Origin of the sequence: Ectobacillus antri, assembly GCF_003852715.1 — a bacterium.
GTDB classification, from domain to species: domain Bacteria; phylum Bacillota; class Bacilli; order Bacillales; family Bacillaceae_G; genus Ectobacillus; species Ectobacillus antri.
Window position 1 is genome coordinate 56,739 of the sequence record NZ_RIAV01000013.1, and the last position, 22,857, is coordinate 79,595.

Annotated in this window: 20 protein-coding genes, 1 pseudogene, 1 riboswitch and 1 other annotated feature; of the genes and pseudogenes, 4 read left to right on the plus strand and 17 right to left on the minus strand. The window is 39.1% G+C overall.

Translation table 11 applies throughout. The features are described from left to right. Window positions 1–121 precede the first annotated feature (121 nt). From EEJ45_RS12380 to EEJ45_RS12400, 5 genes are all read right to left on the minus strand, one after another. Window positions 122–1,396 carry a tetratricopeptide repeat protein gene (locus tag EEJ45_RS12380; protein ID WP_342769362.1) on the minus strand — a complete coding sequence of 425 codons (1,275 nt, stop codon included), beginning with the start codon at window positions 1,394–1,396 and terminating at the stop codon, window positions 122–124. A gap of 136 nt (window positions 1,397–1,532) precedes the next feature. After that, entirely contained in the window at window positions 1,533–2,936 is a 1,404-nt protein-coding gene (locus EEJ45_RS12385; RefSeq protein ID WP_124565129.1) for an amino acid permease, read from the minus strand. A gap of 60 nt (window positions 2,937–2,996) precedes the next feature. Continuing rightward, window positions 2,997–4,124, minus strand: coding sequence for an alanine dehydrogenase (gene ald, locus EEJ45_RS12390; RefSeq protein WP_124565130.1), 1,128 nt, complete (start codon window positions 4,122–4,124; stop codon window positions 2,997–2,999). 300 nt (window positions 4,125–4,424) lie between these two features. Continuing rightward, window positions 4,425–5,744 (minus strand): hemolysin family protein, encoded by a 1,320-nt coding sequence (locus tag EEJ45_RS12395; RefSeq protein ID WP_124565131.1) that lies wholly within the window; start codon window positions 5,742–5,744, stop codon window positions 4,425–4,427. 65 nt (window positions 5,745–5,809) lie between these two features. Further along, on the minus strand, window positions 5,810–6,244 hold the full coding sequence (locus EEJ45_RS12400) for a MerR family transcriptional regulator (RefSeq protein WP_380018280.1): 435 nt from the start codon (window positions 6,242–6,244) through the stop codon (window positions 5,810–5,812). Window positions 6,245–6,632: 388 nt separating this feature from the next. Between EEJ45_RS12400 and ytvI the strand changes: the two genes are divergently transcribed. Next, window positions 6,633–7,664 (plus strand): sporulation integral membrane protein YtvI, encoded by a 1,032-nt coding sequence (gene ytvI / locus EEJ45_RS12405; protein ID WP_124565133.1) that lies wholly within the window; start codon window positions 6,633–6,635, stop codon window positions 7,662–7,664. Window positions 7,665–7,734: 70 nt separating this feature from the next. On the opposite strand, the gene EEJ45_RS12410 is transcribed toward ytvI, so the two are convergent. The 6 genes from EEJ45_RS12410 to EEJ45_RS12435 are packed head-to-tail and all read right to left on the minus strand — an operon-like array spanning window position 7,735 to window position 12,571. Continuing rightward, on the minus strand, window positions 7,735–7,968 hold the full coding sequence (locus tag EEJ45_RS12410) for a hypothetical protein (RefSeq protein WP_124565134.1): 234 nt from the start codon (window positions 7,966–7,968) through the stop codon (window positions 7,735–7,737). Window positions 7,969–8,011: 43 nt separating this feature from the next. Next, window positions 8,012–8,593 carry a potassium-transporting ATPase subunit KdpC gene (kdpC, locus tag EEJ45_RS12415; protein ID WP_124565135.1) on the minus strand — a complete coding sequence of 194 codons (582 nt, stop codon included), beginning with the start codon at window positions 8,591–8,593 and terminating at the stop codon, window positions 8,012–8,014. 14 nt (window positions 8,594–8,607) lie between these two features. After that, window positions 8,608–10,692, minus strand: coding sequence for a potassium-transporting ATPase subunit KdpB (gene kdpB / locus EEJ45_RS12420; protein ID WP_124565136.1), 2,085 nt, complete (start codon window positions 10,690–10,692; stop codon window positions 8,608–8,610). A gap of 13 nt (window positions 10,693–10,705) precedes the next feature. Beyond that, window positions 10,706–12,373: a potassium-transporting ATPase subunit KdpA gene (gene kdpA, locus EEJ45_RS12425; RefSeq protein ID WP_124565137.1), complete on the minus strand. Its 1,668-nt coding sequence runs from the start codon at window positions 12,371–12,373 to the stop codon at window positions 10,706–10,708. A gap of 19 nt (window positions 12,374–12,392) precedes the next feature. Then, window positions 12,393–12,470, minus strand: coding sequence for a potassium-transporting ATPase subunit F (locus EEJ45_RS19075; protein ID WP_124565147.1), 78 nt, complete (start codon window positions 12,468–12,470; stop codon window positions 12,393–12,395). Further along, complete coding sequence (locus EEJ45_RS12435) at window positions 12,467–12,571, minus strand: hypothetical protein (protein ID WP_124565138.1); 105 nt, start codon at window positions 12,569–12,571, stop codon at window positions 12,467–12,469. The genes EEJ45_RS19075 and EEJ45_RS12435 overlap by 4 nt, the downstream gene beginning before the upstream one ends. A 93-nt stretch (window positions 12,572–12,664) precedes the next feature. Then, window positions 12,665–12,808: riboswitch (cyclic di-AMP (ydaO/yuaA leader) on the minus strand. 253 nt (window positions 12,809–13,061) lie between these two features. Here EEJ45_RS12435 and EEJ45_RS12440 point away from each other — a divergent pair. After that, a pseudogene (locus tag EEJ45_RS12440) lies at window positions 13,062–13,877 on the plus strand (IS1595 family transposase); the annotation flags it as partial. Window positions 13,878–13,906: 29 nt separating this feature from the next. Here the strand turns inward: EEJ45_RS12440 and EEJ45_RS12445 are convergent. From EEJ45_RS12445 to EEJ45_RS12455, 4 genes are all read right to left on the minus strand, one after another. Then, window positions 13,907–14,518 (minus strand): Type 1 glutamine amidotransferase-like domain-containing protein, encoded by a 612-nt coding sequence (locus tag EEJ45_RS12445; protein WP_245999893.1) that lies wholly within the window; start codon window positions 14,516–14,518, stop codon window positions 13,907–13,909. Between the two features lie 278 nt (window positions 14,519–14,796). Then, the gene (gene kdpDN, locus EEJ45_RS12450) at window positions 14,797–15,939 is read right to left on the minus strand and encodes a KdpD-like non-kinase potassium sensor (protein ID WP_278018290.1); all 1,143 of its coding nucleotides are present in this window, start codon (window positions 15,937–15,939) and stop codon (window positions 14,797–14,799) included. Between the two features lie 90 nt (window positions 15,940–16,029). Next, on the minus strand, window positions 16,030–16,173 hold the full coding sequence (locus EEJ45_RS18460; RefSeq protein WP_164464274.1) for a hypothetical protein: 144 nt from the start codon (window positions 16,171–16,173) through the stop codon (window positions 16,030–16,032). Window positions 16,174–16,508: 335 nt separating this feature from the next. Then, window positions 16,509–16,901 (minus strand): ATP synthase subunit I, encoded by a 393-nt coding sequence (locus EEJ45_RS12455; RefSeq protein ID WP_124565140.1) that lies wholly within the window; start codon window positions 16,899–16,901, stop codon window positions 16,509–16,511. 227 nt (window positions 16,902–17,128) lie between these two features. Between EEJ45_RS12455 and EEJ45_RS12460 the strand changes: the two genes are divergently transcribed. Further along, a complete protein-coding gene (locus tag EEJ45_RS12460; protein ID WP_124565141.1) occupies window positions 17,129–19,354 on the plus strand; it encodes a transglycosylase domain-containing protein in 2,226 nt (741 codons plus the stop codon). Window positions 19,355–19,685: 331 nt separating this feature from the next. Continuing rightward, the gene (locus tag EEJ45_RS18870; protein ID WP_278018289.1) at window positions 19,686–19,820 is read left to right on the plus strand and encodes a hypothetical protein; all 135 of its coding nucleotides are present in this window, start codon (window positions 19,686–19,688) and stop codon (window positions 19,818–19,820) included. A gap of 376 nt (window positions 19,821–20,196) precedes the next feature. Here the strand turns inward: EEJ45_RS18870 and EEJ45_RS12465 are convergent, their stop codons facing one another. Together EEJ45_RS12465 and EEJ45_RS12470 are read right to left on the minus strand one after the other, a co-directional pair. Further along, complete coding sequence (locus tag EEJ45_RS12465) at window positions 20,197–21,285, minus strand: prephenate dehydrogenase (protein ID WP_124565142.1); 1,089 nt, start codon at window positions 21,283–21,285, stop codon at window positions 20,197–20,199. A 46-nt stretch (window positions 21,286–21,331) separates the two neighbouring features. Further along, window positions 21,332–21,542: a binding site (T-box leader), on the minus strand. Further along, a complete protein-coding gene (locus EEJ45_RS12470; RefSeq protein ID WP_124565143.1) occupies window positions 21,533–22,630 on the minus strand; it encodes a bifunctional 3-deoxy-7-phosphoheptulonate synthase/chorismate mutase in 1,098 nt (365 codons plus the stop codon). Its footprint overlaps the feature before it by 10 nt. Window positions 22,631–22,857: the final 227 nt, after the last annotated feature.

Genomic DNA, 22,857 nt, shown 5'->3' on the forward strand with positions numbered 1-22,857 from the left:
CTTAAAATCTGCCTCACCTCGAAACGGTGGGTGAAATTCATATTGTGGTTTGTCCATAACTACCAAGATTGCAGCCGTTAAGAGAGCAAATGCTAATAACTTTTTCATGTCCTCACCTCCTTCATCTATTTTGGATTGCAATAGCTAATTTATAGTAGCGATTGCTTTCTTTATATTCTAATTGACTTTCCGAATATTCTGCAAGTTCAATATATATGTTTTTCAACTCTTGTGCGTCTTTAAATTGTTTAAATACAGGAATGGCTTCTTTCTCTAAGAAGTCTTTATATTCCCCAGAGCTACGAAAGTATTTATATTGCAACATGAGTAGTAGATAATAATTCCTTTTTTCGAAAGTATTGTCTTTAGATGCTTTTAATCCTTTTTCAATCCAAACCTTTGCATCAGGAAACTGTTTCAACTCTATATAAGATTTAACAAGCTCATACATAGTCACTACATATGCCTCAATATGTGATTCCTTATAACGTAAACTATCTAAATATAATTCAGTTGCTTTTTTATGTTCTCCCTGTCTAGCATATAAGTATCCTAGATTGTGAAGTGTTCTTGCAAATATTTCTTCTTTGTCAGAAAAAGATGGTGCCGCCTGCAAAATATTTTCATACGTTTCTATCGCTTTATCATATTCTTTTAAACGTGCGTAGTTAATCCCTTGTATCACTTGACAGTCTATAATATAGCGAAACTTAGAAGCTTTACTATATAAATGTATTGCCTGTTCGACAAAATACAAAGACATACTAACGTTATGGATCATACTATAAACCAATGCTAAGTTGTAATAGATACTCGGCTCACTGTACTTAATGGCTCTAGCCTGTTGTTCACATGTGACAAAATAACCCGCTCCTTTTTCCCATTCCCCTTTTTTGCAAAACATTAATCCATTTACATAATGGAAAATAACATTATGAAAGGGGCTATATTTACTAGAAAGTTTTTTACATTCTTCTAAAAGACAAATCGCTTCATCCATCCGTCCCATTAATAAAAAATAGCGAACAGATAATAGTTGATAAAAGTTTAAAACTTCCGCATCCTGAACTTGCAAAATAACGGGTTGAAGCTGCTTATATAGCTCCGTTGCTTTTTCTTGATTGGTATATACAAGTGCCGTATGCAATTGCTCTAACATCTTTTTTGCTTCCCCTGTTGTATTTTGCAAACTTGATAAACTGATTCCTAGCCTTTCGCATAAGAGTTGCATAATTAACTCTGAAGCTTCAATTTTATCATTTTCAATCTTGCTCAAATAAGACACTGAGCAAATCCCCTGACATAACTCTTCTTGCGTAATTCCTTGTTGCACACGTTTGTGAAAAATAAGCTTTCCTGACTGATGTAAGACGGTCCGCATCTTCTCACACTCCATTCGCACTAAAGTAAAACTCCCCACATAAAATAGCCTCTGATGATTCTTAAACTAATCTTGTATATTCATTTTACACACTTTTCAGAAAAAATAAATAGAAAAGCACAGGAAACCCTGTGCTTTTCTGTGAAGTATCTTAATTTGCTTTCTTCAGTGGTATTTCATTGTTCTCTTGTAATACACTATGCTTACGAGAGTATCCAAGGTATACTATTACGCCAAGCAATACCCAAACACTGAAATATAACCATGTTGTCCCAGGTAAATTTACCATTAAAAATACACAGCAAGCCACTGAAATAATAGGTAATACCGGGACAAACGGAACGCGGAAGCCGCGCTGTAAATCCGGATGTGATTTACGGAACAAAATAACAGCAAGTCCAATTACAGCAAATGTTAGTAAAGCACCAATATTCGCCAAGTTAGCCAGCTCTTTCAGGTCAACAAAACCTGCAATAAATGCGCTCCCCGCACCTGTAATCCATGTTGAGAAAGTGGGTACACCAGATGCATTTGTTTTAGAAAACATGGCTGGCAATAATCCATCACGGCTCATTGCGAACAAAATTCGAGTAGACGCGTACACATAAGCAAAGATAACTGCCATAATACCGATAATCGCACCGACAGCGATTACACCTGCTACTGCATCTTGCCCAACAGAATGCAAAACATATGCCATTGCTTCTGCTACATTTAACTCTGTATATGGCACCATACCTGTCATGACTAGACAAACAGCAACATAGATAATTGTACAAATTACAAGTGACGAGATAATTCCAATAGGCAAGTCTCGTTGCGGATTTTTTACTTCTTCCGCTGACGTAGACAAGGCATCAAAACCTAAAAATGCAAAGAATACAGCAGCTCCCCCTGCTATTACACCTTCTAAACCGTATGGCATAAACGGTGTCCAATTTTCAGGTTTTACATAAAAAGCACCTACTACAATGAATAAACCAATTACAACTAGCTTTACTAATACCATAAAGTTATTTACTTTTTTACTTTCCTTCGTTCCTCTGGATAAAAGCCATGTAATTGCTAGGGTAATACAAATGGCCGGTAAATTGACCGTTCCGCCTTGTGAAGGGATGGTTACAAACTCCTTTGGTATTGCTAACCCAAATCCACCTAAAAAATTATTAAAATATGCTGACCAACCGTTCGCAACAGCAGATGTTGTCAACACATATACAGAAAGAAGCGTCCATCCCATCGTATGTGCTGCAAACTCTCCAATTGTTGCATATGCATATGTGTATACACTACCTGATGCAGGAATCGTCGAAGCAAACTCCGCGTAGCAAAGTGCGGCAAAACCACATACAATAGCAGCCAGCATAAAGGATAGAATCACTGCTGGACCAGCATCTCTAGCAGCTACCAATCCGGTTAACACGAGAACACCTGTCCCGATAACGGCACCGATACCAAGTAAAGTTAAATCAAACGCACCTAACGTTTTTTCTAGTTGTTTTTTCTTTGATTGCTCCAACATGAGCGTAACTGATTTTTTCTTAAACAATCCCATACCGTTATTCCCCTTTATAAATTGAGAACCGAGAGACCCTGTCCCTCGGCTCTTTTATAATTATACGTGTGCAGCTTGCAAAAGCTCTGCAGCATCCGCATATTGTAAACCATGCGCCTCTGCCACAGCTTGATATGTTACATAGCCATTGAGCGTATTGATACCACTTAGCAATGCTTTGTTTTCTAGACAAGCTTTTTCATAGCCTTTGTTCGCAATTTGTACTGCATACGGTACAGTCACGTTTGTTAATGCGATTGTAGATGTACGAGGTACAGCACCTGGCATATTAGCAACTGCATAATGAACAACACCATGCTTCACATATGTTGGCTCATCATGTGTTGTAATGCGATCTGTTGTTTCAAAAATACCGCCTTGGTCAATTGCAATATCCACTACTACAGAGCCTGGCTCCATAGATTGAATCATTTCTTCTGTTACAAGCTTTGGTGCTTTAGCACCTGGAATCAAAACTGCGCCAATCACAAGATCAGATGTTTTTACTGCTTCTGCAATGTTATATGGATTAGAAATTAATGTTGTTACTTGATGACCAAAAATGTCATCTAATTGACGTAAACGATCTGGATTCAAGTCGATAATCGTTACTTCTGCACCAAGACCGACAGCTACTTTCGCAGCATTTGTACCTGCCACACCACCGCCAATAATTGTTACCTTACCACGATTAACTCCAGGCACACCACCAAGAAGAATACCTTTACCGCCCTCAGGCTTCTCTAAAAATTGCGCACCGATTTGTGCAGACATACGTCCTGCTACTTCACTCATTGGTGTTAACAAAGGCAATGTTCCATTAGATGCTTGTACTGTTTCATAAGCAATAGCTGTAACTTTCTTTTCAATTAAAGCCTTTGTTAAAGCAGGCTCTGGAGCAAGGTGTAGATATGTAAACAAAATTAATCCTTCACGGAAGTAGCCGTATTCACTTGCAATCGGTTCTTTTACTTTCATAACCATATCCATAGCCCACGCTTCTGCAGCCGTTGCAACAATTGTAGCACCCGCTGCTACGTATTGCTCATCCGTAAAACCAGAACCTAATCCTGCTCCAGCTTGAATATATACTTCGTGCCCATTTCTAATTAAGTGCACAACACCCGCTGGTGTCATCGCTACACGATTTTCATTGTTTTTAATTTCTGCTGGTACCCCAATACGCATAATTTCAACATCTCCTTCAAGCAATACATATAATCTTTTATTCTATTAACATAGTATTTATTTCACATATTCATATTACCATTCTCTCTTTCATATTGAAAGCGCTAACAACAAGAAAAATAAAGTCTTTTTATTCGGAAGAAACAGTATATTCTGGTATTTTTATACTTGTATGCAACACTCTACGTACAAAACAATTTCTTTTTCTTTACCATTTGTATATTAAAAAAATATATTAATAGTGTCGAAAGAAATAGAATTACAGTCTTTTATTATATTAAAATTAAAAACAAGCGACGACTATACCGTCGCCGCTTGCTCTTCATTCATAATCTTACGAATTTCTACTCGTTTAATTTGATGAGAATCTTTAGCAAGAACCTTAAATTCATAGCCATCCGCTTCTACGGAGATACCTTCTTCGATTTCATGATTTTGCATCATGATCCAACCGCCAACAGTATCAACGATTTCTTCATCCATATGAAGGCCGAATAAATCATTAATATCACTTACTAGTACCTTACCGTCAACAATTTTATGATACTCGCTAATATGCTGAATTGGAGGATGTTCATCTTCGTCATACTCATCTCGAATTTCGCCTACAATTTCTTCTAAAATATCTTCAAGTGTAACCAGGCCTGCCGTTCCGCCATACTCATCATACAGAATTGCCATTGGAATACGCTTTTTCTGCATTTGCAAGAGCAAATCATGAATAGCAATAGTTTCCATAACCTCAATCACAGGACGCATATATTCTCGAATTGGAGGCAATTCATTGCTATCACCGTTCATATAACGAATAAATACATCCTTTACATTGACCATTCCAATGATATCATCTTTATCTTCACCAAATATTGGATATCTTGTATACTTTTCACTTTGAATAATTTTCATATGGTCTTCTGCAGAATCTTCTTCATACAAACCAATAATCTCTGTACGAGGCACCATAATCTCTTTTGCAATTCGATTATCAAACTCAAATATATTATTTACATATTTAAACTCCGTTTGATTAATTTCACCACTTTCATAGCTTTCAGAAAGAATCAAGCGAAGCTCATCTTCAGAGTGAGCTGCCTCATGCTCGGAAGCGGGTTTAAGACCAAATAGTCCGGTAATAAAACGAGCTGATCCGTTTAATGTCCAGATAAAAGGGTACGCAAGTTTATAAAAAAACATCAGTGGCTTAGCAACTAACATTGTAACTTGTTCTGCCTTTTGAATTGCAACTGTTTTAGGAGCAAGCTCTCCCACTACAACATGCAAGAAGGTAATAAATGCGAAGGCTACAACAAAAGCGAGTGTACTCGCTACCGCCGCAGGCAAGTTCAATTTCTCCATCAAAGGCTCCAGCATATGATGAAGCGTAGGTTCTCCAAGCCATCCAAGTCCCAGCGCCGTCACTGTAATTCCAAGCTGACACGCTGATAAATATTCATCCAAATGCGTAGTTACCTTTTTAGCTGATAAAGCACCTCGTTTTCCCTCTGTTACAAGTTGATCAATCCGGCTGGTTCGCACTTTCACAATCGCGAACTCCGCCGCAACGAAAAAACCTGTAAGAGCAATTAAAAACGCTACCATGACTAAATTAAATATGTCCAAGCAATCCCCTTAGTCCAATGAACTAAGGTATCCACCTCCTGTAATGGTTATCCTCTCGTCTACTACTATCCTAAAAACAAAAGCAACGTCTGCATCAAATTTGTCGCACGACCTGATACATACTTCATTATTGTTTCACGTTGTTCATTTGTTAACTCATCTAGCAGCGGCTTTAAATGTGCCAACTCCTGTTCTAATTCTTGAATATGCCGTGTGACTTCATCCACATGTGTAGCCACAGAATGACTTGTATCAATGGCTGTATGCTTACGCGCAAGCAACTGTTTAATATCACTAAGCGGCATATGCATCTTTTTGCATTGTTCAATAAAATGCAAGATTTCAACTGCGTTTTTATCATAATAACGATAATTAGAATCTGATCGATGTGCGGTCAAAAGTCCTAAATTCGTATAATAATCAATGGTTCGTTTTGAAACATGGGCAATTTCAGCCAACTCTCCGATTCGGTATCCGTTCCCAACATATTCGCCCCCTATTATAATAGTAATTATATGTTATCATACAAAAAACTGTACAGTCAAACGTGACAGTTATAGAACAATCATACATATATTTTAAAAATCGATCATAATACTTCTTACAAATATATGTACTATTTTCAGCAATATAACATTTTTCAACAAAAGTTTATTGCGAAATTTATATCTTAGGTCTTCATAAAACGGAAAATACATAGTCGTACTATATAGATAAAATTACAATATAAAAAACATGAACAAAAATTACTTCAAATCCATATGCGCTCGGTAATAATATTTTTACATCGTACATAGAGGAATTTAGTATATTGCTTTATAATAAAGATACATCTCATTTTCCGTAAACAGCGGAACAGTGCGTTGAAAAGGAGAGGAGAGTTTTTTCATGTGGAAGAAGTGGTTGCTTGTCAGTATATTCATTCTTATAATACTCTTTTTGATTCCATATAGCTTGCCAGTTATTTTTGCTTTATTAACTGCCATTCTGCTAGAAGGAATCGTATCCCGCTTGCAAAAGCATGGACGATTTCCAAGGTTGTATGCTGTTTTAACCGCATTTTTATTGTACTTGGCTACACTCACACTCATTGGTTATTTCATGATCCATACAATTTTTCAGCAAGTTGTGTCTCTTTCTCACAAAGCACCTGGCTTTGCGAAAGAGTTTTATTATACAACTGTGTTGCCCATGATCAACAGTTGGCACAAGTATTCAGAAACATTGCCGACTGAAGTACTTTCTTCTATAGAGCGTGCGCTAGAAAATAGCGTAAATTCGTTAGATCTACTGGCTAAAAATCTAATTTCTGGAACAATCGGATTTGTTGCTGTTGTACCGGGATTTTTATTAGAGTTTTTAATTTATCTCATTGCATTATTCTTAATCAGCCTAGAACTTCCGAGTCTCAAAGAAAAATTAGAATCGTATATGACGCTAGAGTCCCGTGAAAAATTTCATCTAGTCGCAGAGCAATTAAGCGGCGCAGGTGTCGGCTTCGTTAAAGCACAACTGTTTTTAAGCTTACTAACATTCACGATGGCGTATGTAGGGTTATGGCTTCTTGATGTGCCCTACACAGCTTTACTTTCCCTGCTTATCGTAATTGTAGATATTTTACCTATTCTAGGTACAGGTTCTGTACTTGTGCCGTGGGCTACCGTTGCAATTTTGCAGGATAATCAAACACTAGGAATAGGACTTCTCGTTTTATTCGGTGTGATTACGATTGTACGTCGCATTATTGAGCCTAAAGTGTATTCAAAAAGCATGGGAATTTCTCCTTTAGCTGCTCTTGTTAGCTTATATGTAGGCTTTAAACTATTAGGTTTCATTGGATTGTTCCTTGGTCCATCTCTTGTAATTTTATATGAATCCTTAAAAAAATCAGGCGTTATCCGCATACGTTTCAAAATATGATAAGAGGGTGTTCCCAAATGATGGGACACCCTCTTTTTTAGTGGTGCATATATTATATAGAAGAAACTCTTTAAAATTTGATTTGGTCAATTGCATATAAACAAGGATCACCAATTCGATAGCCATGTGATTCTTTCTGTATTTGCGTGAGGACAACACAAGTCGCTTTTGGAACAATGACACTTTGCTGATATGTTCGTTCCAATTTAAAACCTGTTACGATGAATAAATCTTCACATTCTTTGACCTGTACCGTTTGAAATAGCTTCAGATCTTTTGTTCCTTCTATTTGCAGCTTCATCATCTGCCTCCTTTATAGAAAATCCTCCGACAAGCGGAGGATTTTTTTATTTCATTAACTTTTGAAGTGCTATATTTAATTTCAACACATTTACCTTTTCTGTTCCAAATAGGCCCAACTCCAGCGGCTCAGTTTGTTCTTGTATCAAATCCTGAAGCTCTGCTTTAGTCAACCCTGTATACTTCGCAACTCGATCAATTTGTGCTCTCGCAGCTGCCGGGCTGATATGTGGATCGAGACCAGATCCAGAGTTTGTCACTAAATCAATCGGTACTTGCGAAACAGGAACTGTCGGATTATTTTCTTCCCACTGCTTCAGCGACTCTTCTGTTCTTGTCAGCAACTCAGGGTTTGATGGTGCATAGTTATTACTGCCGGATGCTTCAGACTTATATGCAATACTAGATACACGTCCTTGAAAATAGCGTGGTTCTTTAAAGTTTTGACCTATTAATGCAGAACCGATTACTTCATTTTGATCATTATAGATCAAACTACCGTCCGCTCTATCGGGCATTGTCACTTGTGCGACTACTGTTACTAAAGCGGGATATACAAGACCACATAATACAACAGTTGTTGCTGTTAGCCGAATGACGGGTGCTAGTATACTCTGTTTGGTTTTCATGGCTCACTTCTCCTCTATACGAATAATCCTACGAATACATCAATGACCTTTATACCAATAAACGGAACAATCATACCGCCAAATCCGTAAATGAACAAATTACGGCTTAACAATGCATTGGAGCTCATTGGCTTATACGATACACCCTTCATTGCTAACGGAATGAGCAATGGAATGATAATAGCATTGAAGATTAATGCCGATAAAATTGCAGATAAGGGGGAATGCAATCCCATTACATTCAGCATCTCCATTTGCGGGATAGCTGCTGTAAACATGGCTGGGATAATTGCAAAATATTTTGCCACATCGTTCGCAATACTGAATGTTGTCAAAGCTCCGCGTGTCATAAGCAACTGCTTACCAATAGCTACAACTTCAATAATTTTGGTTGGGTTTGAATCTAAGTCAATCATATTCGCCGCTTCTTTTGCTGCTGACGTCCCGCTGTTCATCGCAAGACCTACATCGGCTTGGGCCAGAGCCGGTGCGTCATTTGTACCATCACCAGTCATGGCCACTAGCTTTCCTTTCGCTTGCTCTGCTTTAATGACAGCTATTTTGTCCTCAGGTTTACATTCGGCAATAAATTCATCTACGCCAGCTTCCTTTGCAATCGTGGCCGCTGTCAGCGGATTGTCTCCTGTACACATTACCGTTTTAATACCCATACGACGAAGCTCCTCAAAACGCTCACGCATACCTGGTTTCACTGTATCTTTTAGATAAATCAATCCATAAATTTTATTGTTTACAGCTACAGCTAACGGTGTTCCGCCTTCCTTCGCAATTAAATCTGCTCGTTTGGAAAGATCTAGAGGAATGTTTCCTCCTTGCTGCATCACCCAATTGATAACTGCGTTGACAGCACCTTTGCGCACCTTCGTTCCGTCATGTAAATCCATACCACTCATACGTGTTTCAGCTTTAAACGGAATAAATTCACCTTCTATTGTCCCGTTACTAAACCACCCTTTATTGTTTATATATTCTACAACAGATCGGCCCTCCGGTGTTTCATCCATACAAGAGCTTATTCCAGCCCAATACGCAAGCTCTTCTACTGTTTCTCCTGATACAGCAATCAACGTATGGGCCATTCGATTTCCAAATGTAATCGTTCCCGTTTTATCCAAAATAATTGTATTAATATCTCCAGCAGCTTCAACCGCTTTTCCTGACATAGCCAACACGTTAAATTTCGTCACACGATCCATCCCTGCAATTCCGATGGCTGACAATAACCCTCCGATTGTGGTTGGAATTAAACATACAAGAAGCGCGACAAGAACGGCTGTATCAATTGAGAAGCCCAGATAATTTGTGAACACTGGAAGCGTTACGATCACCAATAGAAATACTAATGTTAAACTGAACAAAACTGTATTGAGCGCAATTTCATTCGGGGTTTTTTGTCTTTTTGCTCCTTCTACAAGCGCAATCATTTTGTCCAGGAAGGACTCGCCTGGATTACTAGTGATACGAATCGTAATCTCATCGCTGACAACAAGAGTTCCACCTGTTACAGAGCTAAAATCGCCTCCTGCTTCTTTTAGCACAGGTGCGGACTCGCCTGTAATAGCTGACTCATCAACAGATGCCAAGCCTTTAATTACTTCTCCGTCACTGGGAATCATTTCTCCTTGCTTTACAACGACAATGTCTCCTTTACGAAGCTCTGTTGCTGCTACCTTCATCACTTTGTCATTTTTTATAAGATTTGCCCAAATATCTTGTTTGGATTGCTTTAATGAATCAGCTTGTGCCTTCCCACGTCCTTCTGCCAACGCTTCTGCAAAATTCGCAAACAAAACTGTAAATAATAGAATCATAGATACAGTGATGTTAAACCAACCCGGCAGATTTTCACTGGGTAGGAACGACAGCACTAGGGTAACACAAAAGCCAATTTCTACAATGAACATAATTGGATTCTTTACCATCACTCTCGGATCAAGTTTAGTAAACGATTGCTTTATGGATGTTTTCACAATATCGGAATCCATTGTCTTTGCTTTTCGGATTCCTTCATCTTCCACTAACCGTAAAGAAGATGTCTGTTCATGTTTTTCTTTTATAAATGCAGATAATTTACTCATGTTCTATCCTCCATCACTTCAAAGTGAGAAATTCAGCAATTGGTCCTAAAACTAAAATTGGGAAAAATGTCAAAGCACCTACAAGGAAAATTGTTCCTACAAAAATACCACCGAATAAACCATTATCTGTACGAAACGTCCCAACTGTTTCCGGTGCCAAAGTCTTTTCTTTTAAAGATGCTGCGACCGCAAGCATTGTGACTAACCCAAAATAACGTCCCAAGTACATCACAAGGCCAGTTGAAATATTCCAAAATGGCGTATTATCTCCTAATCCTTCAAACCCCGATCCGTTATTCGCAGCGGATGAAGTGTATTCATAGATGACTTGTGTAATTCCGTGAAAGCCGGAGTTTGAAATGGCTCCCATTCCTAATTCTGTAGAAAAGGCGATTGCTGAAGCTCCCAATATGAGAAGTGGTTGGAACAAAAGTGTCACCGCTATGAGCTTCATTTCTTTTCCTTCCAATTTCTTTCCTAAAAACTCAGGTGTACGACCCACCATTAAACCGGAAATAAATACGGCTATCATCGCATACATAATGACGTTGATAAACCCTGCTCCCACACCGCCAAATACTGTATTTAACAGCATATTTATAAGAGGAACCATACCGCCAATTGGTGTTAATGTATCATGCATTGTATTAACGCTACCTGTCTCTGAAGCGGTTGTAACCGTTGCATATAAGGCGGACCATACCGTTCCGAAGCGGACTTCTTTTCCTTCCATATTACCTTCGTCATATTGAATGCCCAGCTGATTCAATGCCGGATTACCTTGTAGCTCTGTAGTGGCAATTGTGCCGAAACCAATCAAGAACAACATCAGCATGGAAACGAATAGAATACGTCCCTGCTTTTTATCTCCTACCATTCTGCCGTATGTAAAAGGCAAGGCAGTCGGTAAAAGCATCATAAGAATCATTTGCAAGATATTGCTAATCATATTTGGATTTTCAAAAGGATGTGCGGAGTTGACTCCAAAAAATCCACCACCGTTATTCCCAAGCTCTTTAATTGAAAGTAACGAGGCTACAGGACCACGCGCAATTAATTGTTTTGCTCCTTCAACCGTGTTAGCTACTGCTGCAGGTTCTAATGTTTGCGGCACTCCTAGCAACACAAAAATCAACGCTGCGACAAAGCTTAATGGAAGAAGTAAACGTGTAATGGCTCTAGTAAAATCAACGAAGAAGTTTCCTAATTTCTTACCTGCTAAGCTACGAATGAAAGCAATTGCAATCGCTAATGTTGTAGCAGGTGCAGCAAACATCATAAATGTGATACCAAGCATTTGAGACAAGTAAGACAGGCCGGTTTCTCCGCTGTAGTGCTGCAAGTTTGTGTTTGTCATAAAGCTGATTGCTGTGTTAAAAGCAAGCGTTGGTTCCATACCCGGAATGTTGCTTGGATTCAATGGCAGTACGCCTTGCAATCGGAATATTAAATACACAAACACAATCATCAAACTATTTGTCAAAACTAACGCCAAAGCATATTGCTTCCAGTTTTGATTGTAGGGCTTAACACCTGCAATCTTAAAAATAATCTTTTCAACAGAGCCGAAAATCTTTTCTAATTTCGAGTCTCCCTGAAATGCTTTCTCTAAATAAGCCCCCATCGGTTGTGCTAATAAAATAAATAGTCCAATAGTGATACTGACTGCTATCCAAGCCATGATATTTGTCTCTCCTCACTTAAAACTTCTCTGGATTGAGTAATGCATATACTAAGTACACCGTAACTACCGCAACGATTCCTAACAGTACGATCATTGCTTGTTCCCTTCCTTCACTACATTATCAGACCACTTTGCTAACCCTGCCATAGATGCAGTCAGCAGAATAAACGCACCTACCATCATTACATCTAACATGACACCCCTCCTAATTTACAAATTTTACCATTAAAAATACACAAAAGAGCACTGAGAGGTTACTCAGTGCTCTGTTTAGGCAACACGAAAGTATACCCCCTCCCGAAACGCTTACGAGGTTAGCTGTCGGATTCGGGCTTTGAGAGTAGCCCTACCTTCACTAAAGAAGGATTCACCCCAAGTGCTTGCGCACAAAGTTGGTTCCCCCGCTCCTAATGGACTCAGCGATTAAAGGTTGCTTCGGTAAAATTTAGTTGTGACTTATGAAAGTAAATATACTCCTGTAAAAATTACATGTAAAGAGGTTTTTTTATAAAAAACAAACTTTTTATATTAAAACGCTTACATTATATATTTCTTGCTTTATTTGATTGATAAACTTCTACTCAAAATACGGACCGAGGATATGAATGCTCCTGCCTCGGAAACTGCTGCATACAAGCTCAGAATGATTTTTCTCGTATTCTACAATTTCTTTCTCAAGGTATACAGGTACATTCTCTTACAACGATATTTGTGCAAGGACTGTGGGAAGACATTTAACGATATGACCAATACTCCATTGGCAGGTTCTCGATACCCTCATAAATGGCTTAAATACTTTGATATGATGGTAGAAGGCTGTACACTACCTAAAATCTCCGAGGCTTTAGAAATCCATATTTCTACGGCTTTTTATTGGCGACATAAAATTTTGAATGCTCTCCGTTCATTGGGCAATCAAACTCTAAAAGGGATTGTTGAAAGCGATGAAACCTTTTTCTTGGAAAGTGACAAAGGGAAGAAGTCTATTACTGACAGAAAACCTCGTAAGCGTGGCGGTGTCGCAACAAAACGAGGCATTTCGAAGGAACAGGTTTGTGTTCTTGTAGCACAAGACCGAAATGGACAAGTCATCTCTCAAATGGCAGGGAAAGGTAGGATTAAATCAACAGATATAGATAGGGTATTAGGTGCATTTATCGACACCTCTGCTTTGTTATGTTCAGATACAGCTACGAACTATAAAAAGTTTGCCAAAGATAAGGGATTACAGCACGAAATGGTGAACGTGCGGAAAGGGATTTATGTGAAAAAATCTATCTTCCATATTCAACACGTCAATGCTTATCACAAACGGCTAAAACAATTTATGCACCGTTTTCAAGGAGTGGCAACCAAATATCTTGATAACTATTTGTTTTGGTTCAGATACCTTGAACATACCAAAAAGGTGGCTCACAAAGAACGAGTGAAGCAACTTTTATTTAGTGCTGTCCATAAATCAAACTATACGACAGTTGAGATGTTTAGAAGAAGTGCATAATAAAAGACCTCTAAATCGAGGTCAATAAATTACTTTTCTACTGTGATATATTCATCATCCTTTAATCTCGTAACTTCGCATCCTTCAAGTATTTCAAATTCTTTTAGTCTATCTTCAATTGTCTTGTTTGTACTATCCTTGAACAAATCTTCTCGGTCATAGTGAGGAAAAACAATTTTGTCCGTTAAGTCTAATGCAGAAAAATCCTTAGTATTTAATGTATCCATTTGCGGTGTGAAGAAATGAACGACTTTAATGTTTGGACCAAGTAGAACAGCACCAGCACTTACACCTACAATAACAACATTTTTGTTAACTAAATCTCGAAAGATACTATCTGCCCCACTTTGTTTAGTGTGAAATAATAAATTGAATGGATTTCCACCATTGATGTATATGACATCTTTATGTGCAAGACTTTTTAGGTTATCAAACTCTATATCAATGAAATCAATGTTTTGAAACCCCATATCTTTAAAGTCCTCTTTCGCCTTCTGAGCAAACCTATTATTATCCTTCTGCGGCGATGCAGTTGTGATAATAGCAACGTCCAGTTCATTAGGTTCGCCGTTAATGAGTTTTAAAAATTGCTCTTTAATAGCATCATTGTAAAAACCGTTAGAGGTTAGTAACAATTTCAATATAATCAACCCCATTCTATTCTCTATTTCACATTAGATATATCCTTATTTTAACAGATAAATAGGAAGTCAGGGATTTTTATCTAAAAACAACAATCTTTACGAAAACAGCGAATAGAAAAAACGAAATTCTTTTAGATGGGAGAGAAGAACAGGCGGTGTATAATAACGGTCAGAACTTACGGAGAATGCTAAGTAAGACTGTAAACAAAACGCAAGATATTCTCTCACTTTTGTTTCATTACCGCTTGTATATTAAAAAATTAATCCTCACTTATCTATTTGCCGCTATCGGCTACGATGTGAATATCAATATTTTTTGTTTTTCGCATAATTACATTGACGATGGAGCCTTTTGTTATTTCCTCCCATCTTGTACGCGCTGATTGACCGAGAAGTACTTGCGTAATCTTATATGTGCTCGCAACATCAATGATGACATCTGCTGGCTTTCTTCCACTCGCAGGCTCCACAATAAACTCTGCACCAAATTGATGTGTTAAAGATTCCCACTCCGCCAGTATCTGATTTCGAGCTGGAGAGTTGAAATCACCGCTATCTGCTCTTACATTCAGCACATATAAATCTGCATTCAACCTGCTTGCCATACGCGCTCCTCTTCGGATTAACCTTTCGGCAGTTGAACCGTATTGTACGCATACTAAAATACGTTCTTTAATACCGATAGACCATGTTTCATCCTCCTGTGGCGATACAATTTTTTCGTCAACATCATCAGCCACCTCTCGCAAAGCGAGTTCACGTAGCGCACCTAAATTCGTTATTGTGAAAAAATTTTGTAGGCTTTGTTGAATCTTTTCCTGCCGATAAATCTTCCCTTCCACTAACCGTTTCTGAAGCATCTCCGGCGTTACATCAATTAACTGAATTTCATTGGCTTTTTGCAGCACGGAATCTGGAACACGCTCTCGAACAGCCACACCCGTAATTTGCTGGACAATATCGTGCACACTCTCCAAATGCTGGATATTCATAGCGGAACATACATCAATACCAGCCTCTAAAATCTCTTCGACATCCATGTATCTTTTATGATGCTTAGAGCCCGGTGCATTGGTATGGGCAAGCTCATCAATAAGTACCACCTGAGGCGCACGCTTTATAATTCCTTCTGTGTCTACTTCATAAAAGATTTTTCCCTTATAGGTAATCTCTTTCATAGGAAATACTACCAATTCGCCCAGCTGTGCATCTGTATCAGTGCGCCCATGCGTCTCAACGAGACCTACGACGACGTCGATGCCTTCTTTTTTTAAATCCTGTGCATCCTGAAGCATTTTATATGTTTTTCCCACACCGGGCGCAGCGCCAATATATACCTTAAGCTTGCCACGCCGCTGCCGAGCAAGTTCTTCTAAATACTCTTCCGGTGTTCTTCTACGGAAAATCTCTCCGTGCATGATCATTCACCTCAATCATGTGATTTTGCATATCATCATAGTGTATAGGGCTTATGTTTGCCAATAAAAAAACACTAAACCGCTAACGGCTTAGTGTTTTTTATTTACGATTACAGATGACATTGCTAATGTCGTTCCTGTTTTCATTTGTACACGCGGCGGATTGTTTACATCGAGTGTAACAACCGCCAAAAATATCAATTGTAACAACAACAGTGCAGTAAGGCTTATCATTAACCTTGTCCTGTCGCATATATCCAATTAAATCGCTTCTCCTTGTTCATGTAGTATGGACTTAGAAACGATTTATTTTACATTCGAATCTTCCTTTCAGATGTAAATGCCACATAATTCTTCTAGCATATTTTCATAGAAATTTCTCACTAGAATCAAACTTTCCCTTGTATATAAGTTCATTTAGTTTTTTCAACATATACAATAAAAAAGCGAAAGGGCAAGGACGACTTGTAAGGTGTCTATGGTCTTACTTGGTACGTGCTCATCTTAGGCACTGGCCGCAGCCACACATCTCCCGCTCTTCTTCCCACTCTAAAAAGAATGTTGATTTTTTATTTGTACTTATATAGTTCCTTCTCCTCTTTATAATAAGCGCTATAGTAACCCAAATTAATAACTAATAAGAAGTAGCCACCTAAAATACCTGTCGCAAAAGCCCACATCACCATTTGGTGCTCAATTTCATACAAGAAAAGAGCGCCTAAAACTGCTGCGGCAAATCGATTCACTGCACCAAGCGATGGAAGCTTTTTACTCAGAACAATATGCTCGCCCATTTTTTCAATACGACGACCAAGCATCCAACCACAATACATACTCACGACAAGTCCTACACCTAAACCTAGAAAATGATCTGCATACGGTGTACACAACCAGCCAATTAAAAGAATCCCAAAAATATAATACAGCTGCTTTCGAAATGACTGAAAAGCCTTTTGTATCATGTTTCCTCCTTAGTTACCCCAAATTTCTCCCAAGGAGCCTTTTTCTCTCTATACCTATCATTATACAATGAATTGCACGCAAGATAAGTTTCATATGGTAACGTTCACAGATTTTTAACATTTATACTTGTCTCTTTACAAAGGGATAGATTTCTGCTATTTTAAACACGCTATTCATTATAGGGATTTTTATCCTGACATAACGAAATAAAAAGGTGGTGCCAAGTATGGGGAGAATGGAAAGACGCCAACAACAGGCCAAAGAAAAAAAGAAGCTGGCCTTGTCTAAAAGCCTGTTGTGGAAAATTGGTGCAACAGGTATTGCGGTTATTTTGCTTGGCGTACTCGTTTTTAATATTTTTATTTGGAAGAGTGATGTGAGTAAGCTGGACACACCGGCGCCGCAACCAACTATTATCTATGATCAAAACGGAAAAGTAGCAAGTGAAGTTTCTGCTACAAACATTGAAGGCATTACATTGAAAGAAATACCAAAAGATATGGTTCATGCGGTCATATCTACAGAGGACCAGCGTTTTTATAAGCACGGCGGTGTTAATTATTTCGGTATAGCAAAAGCATTTATTCAAAACACGGTAAGCGGAGAGATTGTTGCAGGCGGCAGTACGATTACACAACAGCTTGCAAAAAATGCCTTTTTGTCACAGGAGCGCACGTATACAAGGAAGCTACAAGAACTTGTATTAGCCAAAAAAATTGAACGCACATACTCAAAAGATGAAATCATTGAGCGTTATTTAAACCAAATCTATTTTGGTGAGGGCGCGTGGGGTATTCAGCGTGCGGCACAAACTTATTTTGGTAAAGACGCTAAAGACCTGACGCTAAATGAGTGTGCTACATTAGCAGGCTTAATTAAAGCACCATCCGCGTTATCACCTTTTAAAAATCCGCAGAAGTCTAAGGAACGCCGAGATGTTGTTTTAAGCTTGATGAAGCAAGAAGGCTACATTACAGAAAACCAATTTGCAGCTGCAAAAGCGGAAAAAATTGTATTAACGGACAAACGAGAAAATAATTATACTGGTACGTATCCTCACTATTTAAACCATATTATTGATGAAGCCATCAAAAAATATGACTTATCTGCAAATGAGGTACTTTCCGGCGGTCTTCATATTTACACGGAATTAAATACAACTATGCAAGAGGCTGCTGAAGCTGTTTACAAAAATACCGCCCTATTTCCAAGAAGTTCTAAAGATCAAATCATACAAAGCAGCGCGGTGTTTATCAACCCTGAAACAGGCGGTATTCAGGCTCTGATTGGTGGGCGCGGTGAATATCAATTTAGACAGTTTAACTATGCTACACAACTCACTCGTCAGCCAGGATCAACGATGAAACCATTGGCTGTATATGCGCCAGCTATTGAGAAGGGCTATGATGTATTCGACAAACTAGAAGACAGACCGCTTAATATTAATGGTTATCAGCCCCTGAACTACGATAAAAGGTTCCGCGGCGAGGTTACAATGTACGATGCATTAATTGAATCCTATAACGTGCCTGCTGTTTGGTTGTTCCAAAAGCTAGGAGCAAAATATGCGACTGATACTGTCAAGCGATTTGGAATTAAATTGGATGAAGAAGACTATAACCCCGCCCTTTCCCTTGGAGGCATGGTACATGGTACATCGCCTTTAGCAATGGCACAAGCCTTCTCCGCCTTTCCAAATGACGGAACGATGATGGAAGCACACGCGATTACACGTATTGAAGATACTGACGGTCAAGTAATCGCCAAATGGAAGAAAAAATCAACGAAAGTTGTGAGCTCTGAAACCGCTCAAAAGCTGACATACATGATGCGCGGTGTTGTCACTGAAGGAACAGGGGTAAAAGCGCGTATCAGCGGCCGTGAAATTGCAGGTAAAACAGGTACGACGCAACTTCCTATTAAAGGCATAGACGGAGCCAAGGACCATTGGTTTGTAGGATACACACCGCAAGTTGTAGGCGCTGTTTGGCTTGGTTATGAAAATACAGATGCTTCACATTATTTATCATCTTCAAGTGGAAGTACATCGGCCGTGATTTTTAGAGAAATTATTTCTCGCTCTGCCAAAGTGTTGCCGGAAAAGAAATTCGATTTGCCTGTTATTGAAAAAGAACTAAGAAAACAAATTGAAAAACGCGAGAAACTTGAAGAAGAACGTAGGGAAGCAGAGCGTAAGAAGCAAGAAGAAGAAAAAGCACGAAAAGAAGAAGAGGAAAAAGCGCGGAAAGAAGAAGAGGAACGCTTGAAAAAGGAGCAAGAAGAGAAAGAGAAAAAAGATAAAGAAGAAAAAGACAAAGATAAAAACAAAGATAACCAAGATGATGAAGATGCAGAAGATGCTGGAAACGACGAAGTTATCACAACGCCACCAAACACAACTGATCCTGGCAATGGAGGTACGATTCCAAATACGCCTCAAACAACTCAATGATAGAAAAAAGGAATGGGTGTACCATTCCTTTTTTATTTGGCTGTGTTAAAGCCCAATGTTAATCATTTGCACTTGTTGATTGAAGTGAAGGGGGCGACTAAGCGAGTCAAAGGGAGACACCGCAGGCGCATAGCACTGAGGAGGCTCCCTCACCGCCCCCGAAAAGCGAACTCCCGTAACGGAAATCCACAACGAACTTTAACAGAGCCTTTTATTTATAATCTGTATTCAATATCATTTCTCCTCAACATTTAAATTACTGCTTGCATTGAAACGCGTTTCATACATTATAGTTGCGCTAAGCCAATCATTTAATAAAGGAGGAATGCATATGACAGTAATACTCATTATGTTGCTGCTATGTTGTATTGAGTTGTTTGGTGCCTATACAGTAATGAAGGATACAGGAAAATCCGAAAGCATGTATGATATTGAAAGTCCACATGAGTTTTTTCATATGGACTGAGCTTCAAACACTCCCCATAGAACAATGAGGCTGGGACAAAAGGTTTTTAGCCAAAGAAAAATCCGAACTATTAGTCGGAATTCTCTACACAGATTTCGATTTAATTCGGATTTTTTCTTTATGAGTGTTCGTTATTCTCTATTCTTTCGGCTTTAGAGTTACAAGATGCAGTTATGTCCCGGCCTCTATGAGGAGTTTGTAGCATTTCAAATGCTTGTTGCGCAGAACGTACATTCACTTTTTCTGTGCACCGCATTTGACTTCACTTTCATCCCACGTCTAAAGAAGGACTATGCCTACGTGAGCCTTCTCGTTCAGAAAACCTGTAAAAGAGACGTCAGAGAAAATCCTGATGTCTTTTTTCACTTCCATCATTTCACAAAACTTCATACGTATCATATCCTAAATTCCCAAGATGTTCACTAGCTTGAAGACGGTCCTTCTCTGTTCGAAAGCTGATGCGAAGCACACCCAAAAGCCCTTCACGATTCTCCAATATTTGCAGATTCGTAATACTAATTCCATTCTCAGCAAGTACGGTTGTTACTTTTGCTAGTTCACCCGCTTTATCTAGTACATCTACATATAAATCAAAATAAGATGGAATAGCCCCCTTGGTACGAAGAGGCAAAGCGTCCCGGTACATTTTTGCATCAGAAAAGTAACTTTGAAGTTCTTCTCCGTTGTCCACTAACTGTTTTAAATTTTGCATATCTTCTATCCATTCTTCTAGCAGCTGACTTAAGTGTTCCTGATTTTGTTTCACAATATCATTCCACATTTTCGGGCTACTAGAGGCAATACGCGTGATATCACGAAATCCACCAGCTGCAAGCATATTTACAAGCGGTGTATGCGTTGCATGCCTCTTCACTTGTTTTACTAAGCCTGCGGCAATTAAATGCGGAAAGTGACTCACAATACCAGTCACATAATCATGTTCTTTTTGTTGCATGAGCAGAAATTGTGCATGTGTACCTGAAAGCCAAAACTTTAACTCTTCTACTTTTTCAGCAGGTGTTCCCTGCCTCGGTGTTAAAATGTAAAATGCATTTTCAAACAAATGTGCCTTTGCGCTTTCTACCCCGGTTTTATGAGAGCCGGCCATCGGATGCCCACCAATAAATGTTACTTCACGAGGAAGCAGTGTATCCGCCGCAGCCATAATGTGTTCTTTTGTGCTGCCTACGTCCGTAATAATAACATCTTTCCTCATTTTGGCATGAGCGAGCTGTGCTAGCATAGAAGCTGTTTCTTCCACTGGTAACGCCAAGACAATTAAATGTGCATTCTCTGCCGCTTGCGCCACATCTTCAGCTATTTCATCAATTACACCGAGCTCAATAGCAAGCCGTAAATCACGAATATCAAAACCTATGACTTTTACATCGTGTATCTTTTTAATGGCCAACGCAATCGATCCACCGATTAAGCCCATTCCGATAACCAGCACTCTCTTTTGCATAACTTCACTCCTTTTTTGTCCTAAAAAAATCCCTGCCGACTGTATCGGCAGGGACGATGATGACCGCGGTACCACCCTGTTTGCAGCAAAATAGCTACCTCTCTTGTTGTTAACGATCTGACAGACCGTCTTTTCCTTACTAGAAAAAGAAGCTCAAGGCGTGTACTTCATATCCGCTTATATACTGATTCACACCTGCCATCAGCTCTCTGAAATAGGGAAGCGGCTACTACTGAAATGCCCATCATCACACACTATGTTGTACAGAACCTGCTAACTTAGAGCGAAAACCTTTCAATTCTTCCATGAACGCATTGAACTGAGGGATATTCATTTGTTGCGCAGAATCTGAAAGTGCAACTGCAGGATCCGGATGTACCTCTGCCATAACAGCGTCCGCACCGATTGCTAATGCAGCTTTTGCTGTCGGAAGCAATAAATCTCTTCGACCTGTGGAATGTGTCACATCTACTACGACCGGCAAATGCGTTTCTTGTTTTAAAATTGGTACTGCCGAAATATCAAGCGTGTTGCGTGTTGCTTTTTCATATGTGCGAATGCCGCGCTCACATAGAATAATTTGATCATTACCTTGCGCGATAATATATTCAGCTGCATTAATAAATTCTTCAATTGTCGCTGCCAAACCACGTTTTAATAGTACCGGCTTATTTACTTTTCCTGCAGCCTTCAGTAAATCAAAGTTTTGCATATTGCGAGCACCAATTTGGATCACATCTACGTAATCCAATGACATCTCAATATCGTTGGGATTTAAAATTTCACTAATGATGGCCATATCAAACTCATCGGCAACTTTGCGTAAAATTTCAAGACCTTCTACACCAAGACCTTGGAAATCATACGGAGATGTGCGCGGCTTAAATGCGCCGCCTCGCATTAAGCGAAGACCTTGCGCTTTCATTGCTTTTGCAACTTCACGTACCTGCTCGTAGCTCTCAACTGCACAAGGTCCCATGATAAATGATTGTGTACCATCACCAAGTTTTTCACCTTTAATATCAACAATTGTGTTTTCTGGCTTTTTCTTACGAGATACAAGCAATGCTTTACGATTATCATCTTCCTGCAACTCAAGGCTTGCTTTAAAGATTGTTTTAAAGATGTGCTGGACAGTAGAAGTTTCAAACGGTCCTTCGTTATTTTCGGCAATCATGTCTAGCACCTGACGCTCACGTACTGGGTCAAAGCGTTTTACACCTTGCAGCGTTTTTTGCTCTCCAATTTCTTTCACAATCTTACCGCGCTCGTTCAAAAGCTTAAGCAACTGCAGATTAATTTCATCTACCTTTTGACGCAATCTGTCTAATTCATGAGTTTTCATGTTCATGCCTCCTGTTATATGTGTATTATAAACGCCATTTCTACTTCAATACCAACCGCAAGAGACGGCTGTTTCAACCAATCGGAAAAGAAAGCCATCACCCCTTTCATCATAGAAAAGCAGAGCCGACCGTTTAGACACAGAGCCTAAGGTTCTCGGTTCGAAAAGGCGCTTTCTGCCTTTTTGTGACCGAGGTTCTTAGGTGGGAGTGTCTGGGAGGCGGCGCT

Coding starts and splice junctions, on each gene's coding strand:
- kdpA (WP_124565137.1), bottom strand. CDS start 12,373: ATGGCTTGGATAGCAGTCAGTATCACTATTGGACTATTTATTTTATTA.
- EEJ45_RS12460 (WP_124565141.1), top strand. CDS start 17,129: ATGGGGAGAATGGAAAGACGCCAACAACAGGCCAAAGAAAAAAAGAAG.
- EEJ45_RS12470 (WP_124565143.1), bottom strand. CDS start 22,630: ATGAAAACTCATGAATTAGACAGATTGCGTCAAAAGGTAGATGAAATT.
- ytvI (WP_124565133.1), top strand. CDS start 6,633: ATGTGGAAGAAGTGGTTGCTTGTCAGTATATTCATTCTTATAATACTC.
- EEJ45_RS12455 (WP_124565140.1), bottom strand. CDS start 16,901: ATGATACAAAAGGCTTTTCAGTCATTTCGAAAGCAGCTGTATTATATT.
- EEJ45_RS12435 (WP_124565138.1), bottom strand. CDS start 12,571: ATGTTAGATGTAATGATGGTAGGTGCGTTTATTCTGCTGACTGCATCT.
- kdpC (WP_124565135.1), bottom strand. CDS start 8,593: ATGAAAACCAAACAGAGTATACTAGCACCCGTCATTCGGCTAACAGCA.
- EEJ45_RS12410 (WP_124565134.1), bottom strand. CDS start 7,968: ATGATGAAGCTGCAAATAGAAGGAACAAAAGATCTGAAGCTATTTCAA.
- EEJ45_RS12465 (WP_124565142.1), bottom strand. CDS start 21,285: ATGCAAAAGAGAGTGCTGGTTATCGGAATGGGCTTAATCGGTGGATCG.
- kdpB (WP_124565136.1), bottom strand. CDS start 10,692: ATGAGTAAATTATCTGCATTTATAAAAGAAAAACATGAACAGACATCT.
- EEJ45_RS18870 (WP_278018289.1), top strand. CDS start 19,686: ATGACAGTAATACTCATTATGTTGCTGCTATGTTGTATTGAGTTGTTT.
- kdpDN (WP_278018290.1), bottom strand. CDS start 15,939: ATGCACGGAGAGATTTTCCGTAGAAGAACACCGGAAGAGTATTTAGAA.
- EEJ45_RS18460 (WP_164464274.1), bottom strand. CDS start 16,173: ATGATAAGCCTTACTGCACTGTTGTTGTTACAATTGATATTTTTGGCG.
- EEJ45_RS19075 (WP_124565147.1), bottom strand. CDS start 12,470: ATGATCGTACTGTTAGGAATCGTTGCGGTAGTTACGGTGTACTTAGTA.
- EEJ45_RS12385 (WP_124565129.1), bottom strand. CDS start 2,936: ATGGGATTGTTTAAGAAAAAATCAGTTACGCTCATGTTGGAGCAATCA.
- ald (WP_124565130.1), bottom strand. CDS start 4,124: ATGCGTATTGGGGTACCAGCAGAAATTAAAAACAATGAAAATCGTGTA.
- EEJ45_RS12380 (WP_342769362.1), bottom strand. CDS start 1,396: ATGGAGTGTGAGAAGATGCGGACCGTCTTACATCAGTCAGGAAAGCTT.